The sequence below is a fragment of the Streptomyces sp. IBSBF 2435 genome, from assembly GCF_036815005.1.
Classification (GTDB): Bacteria; Actinomycetota; Actinomycetes; order Streptomycetales; family Streptomycetaceae; genus Actinacidiphila.
In genome coordinates this window covers 51,214-60,407 of sequence record NZ_JAJSYW010000012.1, presented here as the reverse complement: position 1 = coordinate 60,407, position 9,194 = coordinate 51,214, and the positions used below count along the sequence as shown (strand labels likewise).

At 74.1% G+C, this 9,194-nt stretch carries 5 protein-coding genes; 2 read left to right on the top strand and 3 right to left on the bottom strand.

Features of this window, described 5'->3' with window-relative positions; all coding sequences use genetic code 11:
* Positions 1–61: 61 nt before the first annotated feature.
* On the top strand, positions 62–1,255 hold the full coding sequence (locus V7E46_RS04465) for a PQQ-dependent sugar dehydrogenase (RefSeq protein ID WP_333767179.1): 1,194 nt from the start codon (positions 62–64) through the stop codon (positions 1,253–1,255).
* Between the two features lie 403 nt (positions 1,256–1,658).
* On the opposite strand, the gene V7E46_RS04460 is transcribed toward V7E46_RS04465, so the two are convergent.
* Positions 1,659–4,703 carry a helix-turn-helix transcriptional regulator gene (locus V7E46_RS04460; RefSeq protein ID WP_333767178.1) on the bottom strand — a complete coding sequence of 1,015 codons (3,045 nt, stop codon included), beginning with the start codon at positions 4,701–4,703 and terminating at the stop codon, positions 1,659–1,661.
* An 89-nt stretch (positions 4,704–4,792) separates the two neighbouring features.
* Positions 4,793–5,008, bottom strand: a complete 216-nt coding sequence (locus V7E46_RS04455) for a hypothetical protein (protein WP_333767177.1) — start codon at positions 5,006–5,008, stop codon at positions 4,793–4,795.
* 327 nt (positions 5,009–5,335) lie between these two features.
* On the opposite strand from V7E46_RS04455, the gene V7E46_RS04450 reads away from it, so the two are divergent.
* Positions 5,336–6,964 carry a protein kinase domain-containing protein gene (locus V7E46_RS04450; RefSeq protein ID WP_333767176.1) on the top strand — a complete coding sequence of 543 codons (1,629 nt, stop codon included), beginning with the start codon at positions 5,336–5,338 and terminating at the stop codon, positions 6,962–6,964.
* Here the strand turns inward: V7E46_RS04450 and V7E46_RS04445 are convergent.
* Positions 6,853–9,159 (bottom strand): MMPL family transporter, encoded by a 2,307-nt coding sequence (locus tag V7E46_RS04445; RefSeq protein ID WP_333767175.1) that lies wholly within the window; start codon positions 9,157–9,159, stop codon positions 6,853–6,855. The genes V7E46_RS04450 and V7E46_RS04445 overlap by 112 nt on opposite strands.
* Positions 9,160–9,194: the final 35 nt, after the last annotated feature.

Below are 9,194 nucleotides of genomic sequence, written 5' to 3'. Positions count from 1 at the left end.
GGGCGGGGGTGTGATGTGCTTGGGGTGGAAGAAGGAGCTGGCTGGGTTGCGAGGTCTGACGGTGAACGCACAGGGAGCGGTACGGGGTGCCGCGGGGGTCGCGGTGGCAGCGGTGCTGGTCGCGGGCTGCTCCAGCAGCAACGGGCCTGCGACGCCGCTGCCCACCACCGCCACCGCGTCGCACACTTCGGGCGCCCCGGCCGCGCCGTCCACCTCGACGACGGCCGCCACCCCGTCCGCCTCCGCCGCGCCCGCCAAGGGCACCGCGAAGGTCACCGGCACGCTCGCCACCGGACTCGCCTCACCCTGGGGCGTGGTGCAGCTCGCCGACAACACACTGCTGGTCGCCTCCCGGGACACCGGGAAGATCACCCGGGTCGACCCCGCCAAGAAGACGTCCGCCGCGGTCGGCACCATCCCCGGGGTCACCCACACGCAGGGCGGCGAGGCGGGCCTGCTCGGCCTCGCCCTCTCGCCGGACTTCGGCACCGACCACCTGCTCTACGCCTACTTCAGCACCGAGTCCGACAACCGCATCGCCCGGCTGCTGTTCGACCCCACGCGGGCCGCAGGCGACCAGCTCGGGGCGCCCGACACGATTCTGCGGGGCATCCCGACCGGCTCCATCCACAACGGCGGGCGGATCGCCTTCGGCCCGGACGGCATGCTCTACGCCGGAACCGGCGAGACCGGCCAGCGCGGGCTCGCCCAGAACATGTCCTCGCTGGGCGGCAAGATCCTGCGCATGACGCCCGACGGCCAGGCGCCCAAGGACAACCCCTTTCCCGGGTCCCTCGTCTACTCCCCCGGCCACCGCAATGTGCAGGGCCTCGCCTGGGACCCGCAAGGCCGGCTCTGGGCGTCCGAATTCGGCCAGGACACCTGGGACGAGCTGAATCTCATCGAGCCGGGCAGGAATTACGGCTGGCCCGTGGTGGAGGGCGTCGCGCACCGGGCCGGTTACGTCGACCCCGTCGCCCAGTGGCACACCGACCAGGCCTCCCCCAGCGGTATCGCCTACGCGGCGGGCTCCATCTGGATGGCCGCGCTCAAGGGCGAACGGCTCTGGCGCATTCCGCTCGACGGCACCAGGGCGGCTGCGGCGCCGCAGGCGTTCTTCACGGGTACGTATGGGCGGTTGCGGACGGTGGTGGCGGTCGATGACCACACGATTACGTTGAGCACGAGCAACACGGACGGGCGTGGGACGCCCAAGCCCGGTGACGACCGGATCCTTCAGCTCACCGTGAGCTGACCCCGCACCTGCTGCCCGGTGAGTGCTCGTCGCGCACTCCCCGCACCCCTCAGGGTGTGCCACGCGGTGGCGTCGCCACTCTCCCGCCGCCGCGGTTGCCCGCGCAGTTCCCCGCGCCCCTGATGGTTGCCCTCTGCGGCGACACCGGCGCCCATCCGCAGGAACTCACCCTCTGCGGCAGAGGAAACGTGGCCCAAAGGGGCGCGGGGAACTGCGCGAACAGCCACGGCGCACCGCACTTGCGAACGCCACCGCAAGTGGCACCCCCCAGGGGCGCGGGGAACTTCGCGGCCAGCCAAAACGGCGCCGCAGGTAAGCAAGCACTGCAGGTAAGCAAGCACCGCAAGGGGCGACGCCGGGGGTGCGGGGAATCGCGCGGACGGCTCACCGCCCGGGGAATGGGTCAGGTCGCGGGAGCGAAGAGGTGGAGGCGGTGGGCCAGGGCAGCCGCTTCGCCGCGGGTCGAGACCGTGAGCTTGGCCAGGATGTTCGAGACATGCACACTCGCCGTCTTGGGCGAGATGAAGAGCTCCTCCGCGATCTGCCGGTTCGTACGGCCGTCCGCGACCAGCCGCAGCACGTCCCGTTCGCGGGCCGTCAGGCCGAGGGAGTCGGCCGGGTCGACGGGATCCGCGGGGGCGGCCGGCGCGGCCGGGTCGACGGGCTCGTCGAGCGGCAGCCGGGCCCGCTGAGCCAGCGCCGCGACCTCCGCGGCGAGCGGCCTCGCCCCGGCCTCGGCGGCGACGCCGTACGCCTGGGCGAGCAGGCAGCCCGCCAGCTCGCGGGTGTCCGGCCCGCGGGCGAGCAGCGCCTCCGCGTGCCGGTAGCGGACGCCGGCCAGCTCCGCGGGCCGCTCCTCCTTGGCGAAGGCGGCCTCCGCGGCAGCCCACAGCTCGGGTTCGTGCCGCCCCTCCGCCCGGGCCAGCTCCGCCTCGACGAGCAGCGCGTAGGCCGCGTAGAGCGGTGTGGGGCGGGGCAGTTCGCGGGCGGCGGTCCTGATCCGCTCCAGCACCTGGCCGCGGGCGGGGTCGCCGGTGACAGGCCACGGCCCGTCGGCCTCGGCGGCTGCGCCCCAGGCGACGATCGGCCAGGCGTAGCGGGCGGTGCCGATCGGGAATCCGGCGTCCACCGCGGCCAGCAGTTCGCGCCGGGCCTCGCCGTAGCGGCCCTGGGCGACGGCGAGCCGGAGTGCGAGGCCGCGGATCGGGATCCGGTGCTGCGGCTGGGTGTCGTAGCGGAAGCCCTCGGCGGCTGCGGCGTGGTAAACGGCGGCGGCCTCGGTGTCGCCGACGGCGAGCGCCAGGAAGCCCTGGTACATCTCCACGCCCGCGCACAGCAGCGGCCCCTCGACCACCCGCCGGGCGGCGGACAGCCGGGCTGCGGCGTCCTCGTAGCGGGCGAGCGTGAACAGCGACTCGCCCTCGTTGGTGAGCAGCCACGCCCTGGTGGCGTTGGCCACCTGGTCGCCGATGAGCGCCAGGCCCTCGCGGCTGACGCGTACCGCCTCCTCGGAGCGGCCCGCGCTTTCCAGCACGGACGACAGATTGCCGTAGGTCCGGGAGATGATCAGCGGTGCGCGCTGGTCGCTGACCAGCCGCCGTACTTCCTCCACGCCGGCGATACCGCCCTCGACGTCGCCGCTGTCGGCCTGGAGCAGGCCGAGGGTGACGCGGGCGTGCAGTTCGGTGTCGCGGGCGGCCGCGGTCCTGGCCAGCTGGACGGCGTGCCCCGCGATGGCCATGCCTTCCGCGCCGGACTTGTGGATCATGATCCAGCCGGCGACCATCGCCAGGACTTCCGCGTGCGTGGCGGACGGCGGCAGACCGCGGACCAGTTCGCGGGCCCTGGACAGCTCCTCCCAGCCGTCGCCGCGGCCCAGCACCTCGGTGACCCGGGAGCGCTGCGCCCAGAACCAGGCGGCCCGCAGCGGGTCGGGGCTGCCGCTGCGCTCCATCAGCCGCAGCGCCCGCTTGGACATGGCGAAGGAGCGTTCGCGCTCGCCGCTGAGCCGGGCGGCGACGGTGACTTCGGCCAGCAGGTCGACGAAGTCCAGCGGGGTGCCCGGCTGGCAGTCGCAGGGCGGGTACGCCTCGGTGTAGTCGGTGGGCCGCAGCTCGGCGCGTATGTCCTCGGGGGCGTCGTCCCACAGTTCGAGCGCGCGTTCCAGCAGCCGGTACTGCTCGGCGTAGGCGTGCCGGTGCCTGGCCTCGACTGCGGCGCTCAGCACGGCGGGCAGCGCCCTGGCCGGGTCGTGCGCGGCATACCAGTAGCTGGCCAGCCGGGTCGCCCGCTCGTCGGCGGGGACGAGTGTCCGGTCGGCCTCGACCGCCTCGGCGTACCGCCGGTTGATACGGCTGCGCTCGCCGGGCAGCAGGTCGTCGCCGACCGCCTCGCGTACCAGCGAGTGCCGGAAGCGGTAGCCGTCGCCGGTGTCGGTGGGCAGCAGGATGGCGGCGCCGACCGCCGTACGCAGCGCGTCCAGCAGATCGTCCTCCGGCAGGCCCGTGATGGCGGCCAGCAGACGGTATTCCACGGTGTTGCCGCCCTCGGCGACGAATTTCGCCACCCGCTGGGCGTCCTCCGACAGCGCCTCGACCCGGACCAGCAGCAGGTCGCGCAGCGAGTCGCTGAGCCCGCTCGTACAGCCCCGGTGCAAGCTGCAGGCCAGCTCCTCGACGAAGAACGGATTGCCGTCGGAGCGCGCGAAGACCTGGTCGACCACCGCCTCGTCCGGCTCGTCCGCCATGATCGAGGCCAGCTGGCTGCGGACCTCGGCGCGGCTGAACCGCGACAGCTCCAAGCGCTCCACCCTGCGCAGCCGGTCGGTCTCGGCCAGGAAGGGCCGCAGCGGGTGCCTGCGATGGATGTCGTCGGCGCGATAGGTGGCGGCGACCACCACCCGGCAGCGCTGGAGCGACCGGAAGAGATACGCCAGCAGCTCCCGGGTGGAGCGGTCGGCCCAGTGCAGGTCCTCCAGGACCACCACGACCGTACGGTCGGCGCCGAGGCGTTCCAGCAGCCGGGCGGTCAGCTCGAACAGCCGCGCCCTGCCGTCCTCGTCGTGCGGTTCGCGCCGGACGCTGTCCGGGCCGGCCAGCTCCGGGAGGAGTCGGGCCAGCTCGGCCTGCTGACCGGCCGCGGCGGCGGTCAGCTCGGGGCCGAGCGTGCGGTACAGGTCGCGCAGCACGGCGGAGACCGGTGCGAAGGGGAGGCCGTCCGCACCGATCTCCACGCAGCCGCCGACGGCGGTCACCGCTCCGGCCGCGCGGGCGGCGGCCAGGAACTCCTCGGTGAGCCGGGTCTTGCCGACGCCCGCCTCGCCGCCGATCAGCGCCGCCTGGGACTCGCCCGCGTCCGCGGCGGCCAGCACCGAGGCGAGCCGTGCCAGCTCGGCGTCCCGGCCGATGAACACGGGGCTGAGCGACTGGGTTTGCACGCTTCCGAGCATTTCACGCCTCGCCCCGGATGCGACACCGGTTACTCGCCGGGCCTCGTGCGGTGCGGCGGCCCCGGGCGGGGCCGCCACCGCCTCGGTGGTCATGCCGCGCTGTGCGGGCGCAACGTGTGCCGCCTGCCGCGGGCGGTACTTTCCGCGGCCTCCTGGTCCGTGCGTACGGCCGATCCGGCCGTGGCGCGGCGGGCGGGGGCGCGCCGCTCGACGCGGGCCGCCCTGGCCTGCTGGGCCAGTCGCCATTCGTCGGCGCTGCGCCGGAGTTCGGCCTGGCGGACCTGCTGCATTTCGTACGCGAACATCGTGTTCTCCTTGGTGACGGTTCTTCCGATGCACTTAGCTTCGTCTCCCAGGCGGCCCCGCCGCATCGGGCACCTTCCCGAACTTCCGGCCCCCGGGTACTTAGGCGGTGCGGCCCGCCGCCCCAGCCACCGCCCGGTCGGCGCCCTCCCCTAAGGCGGTCTCCCCTCCCGCGCCGTCGTTGCCGCAGACAAGCACGCGCCGCAGGGGGCAGCCGCCGGAGTTCGTCCGCGCACCCCGCAGGGGGTGTTTGCTGGGGAGTGGCAAGGGCGGAAGAATCACGTCGGGCTGGACGCAGGGGAATCGGCACTCCCCGGGGGAGGGACTTCGTGGGGACCGGTCTGTACATCGGGCCTGACGGCGAGCCGGACCGATACCGCCTGCTGCGGTCCATCGGCCGCGGCGGCGAGGCCGTGCTCTATCTCGCCGAGCTGGAACTCGGCGGCGCGACCGAGCCGGTCGTGGTCAAGACGCTCGACGCGCAGCACGCCCTCGCGCCGGACCTCTTCGCGCGCGTCAGCGCGAAATGGCGCGAGCAGGCGGAACTGCTGCGCTTCGTGCACCGGCCCGGCGTCGTCGGGATCAGGGAGCACTTCGAGGGGCCGTCCGCGCACCCGGGCGGGCAGCCGCCGGCCACCGGCGGCCGGGCGCTGTATCTGGTCATGAACCATGTGCAGGGCCTCGACCTGCGGGACTGGCGGGCCGAGCGGACGCTGGAGACGGCCGAGGAGCGCCGGGAGGCGGTGCGCTGCCTCGCACAGCTCGCGGAGGTGCTGGACTGGCTGCACAGCGGCGCGGCCACCCCCTCGGGCCGGCGGGTGGTGCACGGCGACCTGTCCCCGGGCAATGTGATGGTCGACGGGCACGGCCAGGCGACCCTCGTGGACTTCGGCCTGAGCAAGCTGGCCGCCGACCACCGCACGGCCGAGGTGTGGTTCACCCCGGGCTTCGCGGCGCCCGAGGTCTTCGAGGGCACCAGGAGCCCGGCCACCGACCGCTACGCCTTCGGCGCCATTGCGTACTTCCTGCTCAGCGGCAAGCCGCCGGCGCCCGTGCCGGAGACGCTGCGGGCGGCGTTACTGGCGCTGCCCGCGCTGGACGGGCTGGACGCGGGGCAGGCCGGCCGGGTCGCGGCGATCTTCGCGGCGGACCCGGACGCGCGGCCGGCCTCGCTGACCGGCTGGGTGCGCGAGCTGCGCTCGTACGTGGTGTCGGCGACCCGCCCGCCGCTGCCGACCGCGCCCGCGTACGTACCGCCGCCCGTGCCGCCGCCGCCCGTGCACGCCCCGCCCCCGGTCTTCCGCTCGCCGGTGCCGGTCGGGCCGCCAGGGGGGCCGCCGCAGAGCACCCGTCAGGACGCGCCGGGCAAGCGGCGGCCGGGGCGTACCGCGCGGATCGTGCTGGCGGCGGTCGTGGCGGCGGTGCTGGTGGGGGGCGGCGCCTTCGCGGGGGTGGCGCTGTCGGGCGGCGGCAAGGGCGGCACGTCGGCCCGGGACTCCCCCGGCGATTCCGCCTCGCAGCCCTCGTCCGGCGGCCCGGCGACCGGCGCGGCGCCGCCGGCCGGCTCCGCGGCCAGGGGGTCGCTGGCCGACCACACGCCGACCGACGAGAGCTACGAGACGGTCGAGCGCGGCACCGCGGCGATCAACGGGGTGCAGTACGACGACGTGCTGCACACCACCGACTGCGACAACGGCTACGCCGAGTACAACCTCGGCAAGCTGTACAAGAAGCTCGACGTGGTGGTCGGCATGGACGACAACAGCCCGAACGTCGGGATGACCTTCACCATGTGGGCGGACGGCAGACGGGTCTTCCGCGAGCGGGCGACCGTCGGCCCGCCGTTTCACCCGGTGCTCAACGTCTCCGGAGTGCTGAGGCTGCGGTTGGAGTGGGCGTCGGACAACGGCCTGGACTGCGGGGTGGGGGTCTTCGCCGACCCGACGCTCATCCCCTGACCCGCGGACGCCTCGGCCATGGCGGCGGCGGGCAGCGGTACGGGCGCGGGGCGGGGCACGGTCGGCGCCTCGATGCTGATCCGCGGCAGCCGCCGGTCCAGCCAGCCCGGCAGCCACCAGTTGGCGTCGCCCAGGACGTGCATCAGCGCGGGCACCAGCAGCGTACGCAGCACGAAGGCGTCCAGCGCGACGGCCGCGGCCAGGCCGATGCCGAACATCGCGATCACCCGGTCGCCGCTGAGCACGAAGGCCAGGAAGACCGCGATCATGATCACCGCGGCCGAGCTGATGACCCGGCTGGTCTCGGCGAGGCCGACCCGGACCGCCCGCCGGTTGTCGCGGGTCTCGCGCCACTCCTCGTACATCCGGCTGACCAGGAAGACCTGGTAGTCCATGGACAGCCCGAAAAGCACCGAGACCATGATCACCGGCAGGAAGGGCTCGATCGGGCCCGCTCTGCCCAGGCCCAGCCGTTCGCTGCCCCAGCCCCACTGGAAGATCGTGGTCACCACCCCGAAGGAGGAGGCGACCGCGGCAATGTTCATCGCCGCGGCCTTGAGCGGGATGCCGATCGAGCGGAAGGCGACCAGCAGCAGGAGGCAGCCCAGGCCCACGACGCTGCCGACGAAGAGCGGGAGCTTGCCGATCACGACGCCGGCGAAGTCGTCGTAGCTGGCCGTGGGACCGCCGACGTAGACCTGGAGGCCGCCGCCCTTCTCCGCGGCGGGCAGTACCTCGTCCCGCAGCCGGTCTACCAGCTGCGAGGTGTCGCGGGACTCCGGGGCGCTGTCCGGGACGACGGTGATCACACCGGTGCCGCCGGACAGTTCGACCGGGCTCACCGCGGCCACGCCCGGGATCTCCCGCAGGGTGCTGGGCAGGTAGTCGAGGGCCAGCCGGGACTGGGCGCCGTCGGTCGTGGCGACCAGGGTGAGCGGGCCGTTGGTGCCGGGGCCGAAGCCGTCGGCGAGCAGGTCGTAGGCCTGCCGGGTGGTGGACTTGGCGGGGCCGTTGCCCTGGTCGGAGGTGCCCAAGTGCAGGGTGAAGGTGGGCAGCGCCAGCACGACCATCACCACCGCGGCGAGCGCGCCCAGCAGCCGGGGGTGCCGTTCGACGAAGGCCGACCAGCGGGCGGCCAGCCCGGCGGGCGGCTCGGGCCGCGGGCCGTGCTCGGCCAGCGCCCTGCGCTCCCTGCGGCTGAGCGCGCGCGGGCCGATCAGCCCGAGCAGCGCGGGCAGCAGGGTGATCGAGGCCGCCACGGTGAGCAGGACGGTCAGCGCGGCGGCCACCGCGACACCGTTGAGGAAGCCCAGCCGCAGGATCAGCATGCCGAGCAGCGCGACGCAGACCGTACCGCCGGCGAAGACCACCGCCCTCCCCGTGGTGACCACCGCCTCCTGCGCGGCCTCGGTCACGCCCAGACCGCGTTTGAGGCCTCTGCGGTGCCGGCTGACGATGAAGAGGGCGTAGTCGATGCCGACCCCGAGCCCTACCAGCATGCCCAGCATGGGCGCGAAGTCGGCGACGGTCATGGCGTGGCCGAGCAGCACGATCGCCATGTACGCGGTCCCGCAGCCGACCAGCGCGGTCGCGATGGGCAGCAGCATGGCGGCGAAGGAGCCGAAGGCGATCAGCAGGACGACCGCGGCCACCGCCACGCCGACGATCTCGCTGAGGTGGGCGCCGGCGCTCTCGGTGCTGCCGACCGCCTGGCCGCCCAGTTCGACCCGCAGGTCGCCGCCTTGCGCCGCCTTGGCGGTGTCCACCAGGGCCTGCGCCTGCGAGCGGGGGATGCTGTCGGCGTCGTGGGCGTAGCCGACGGTGGCGTACGCGGTGTGCCCGTCGGCGCTGATCTGTGCGGCACCCGCGGCAATGTACGGGCTGTCGACGGAGGCGACACCAGGCAGCGTGCGGGCGTGGTCCAGCACACGGGTCATGGCCTGCTCGACGGCGGCGGCGCGTACGGTGCCGCGGTCGGTGTGCCAGACGATGGTGTCGGTGTCGCCCGCCTGGTCGGGAAAGGACTCCCGCAGCAGGGCGCTGGCGTGGCCCGACTCGGTGCCCGGCGCCTCGTACTGCCGGGAGTACGAGGAGCCGGCGGCGCCCGCGGCCGCGGTCAGGCCGACCAGGACGGCGATCCACAACAGCACGGCGGTGATGCGGCGGTGCAGACACCACCGTGCGAGTGCGGCCATGGATCAGCTGCTCCTGTGTGCTCGACGTTCGCCCC

Bases quoted from the DNA above. Each gene is read 5' to 3' on its own strand.
- V7E46_RS04460 (WP_333767178.1), bottom strand. From the start codon at position 4,703: ATGCTCGGAAGCGTGCAAACCCAGTCGCTCAGCCCCGTGTTCATCGGC.
- V7E46_RS04455 (WP_333767177.1), bottom strand. From the start codon at position 5,008: ATGTTCGCGTACGAAATGCAGCAGGTCCGCCAGGCCGAACTCCGGCGC.
- V7E46_RS04445 (WP_333767175.1), bottom strand. From the start codon at position 9,159: ATGGCCGCACTCGCACGGTGGTGTCTGCACCGCCGCATCACCGCCGTG.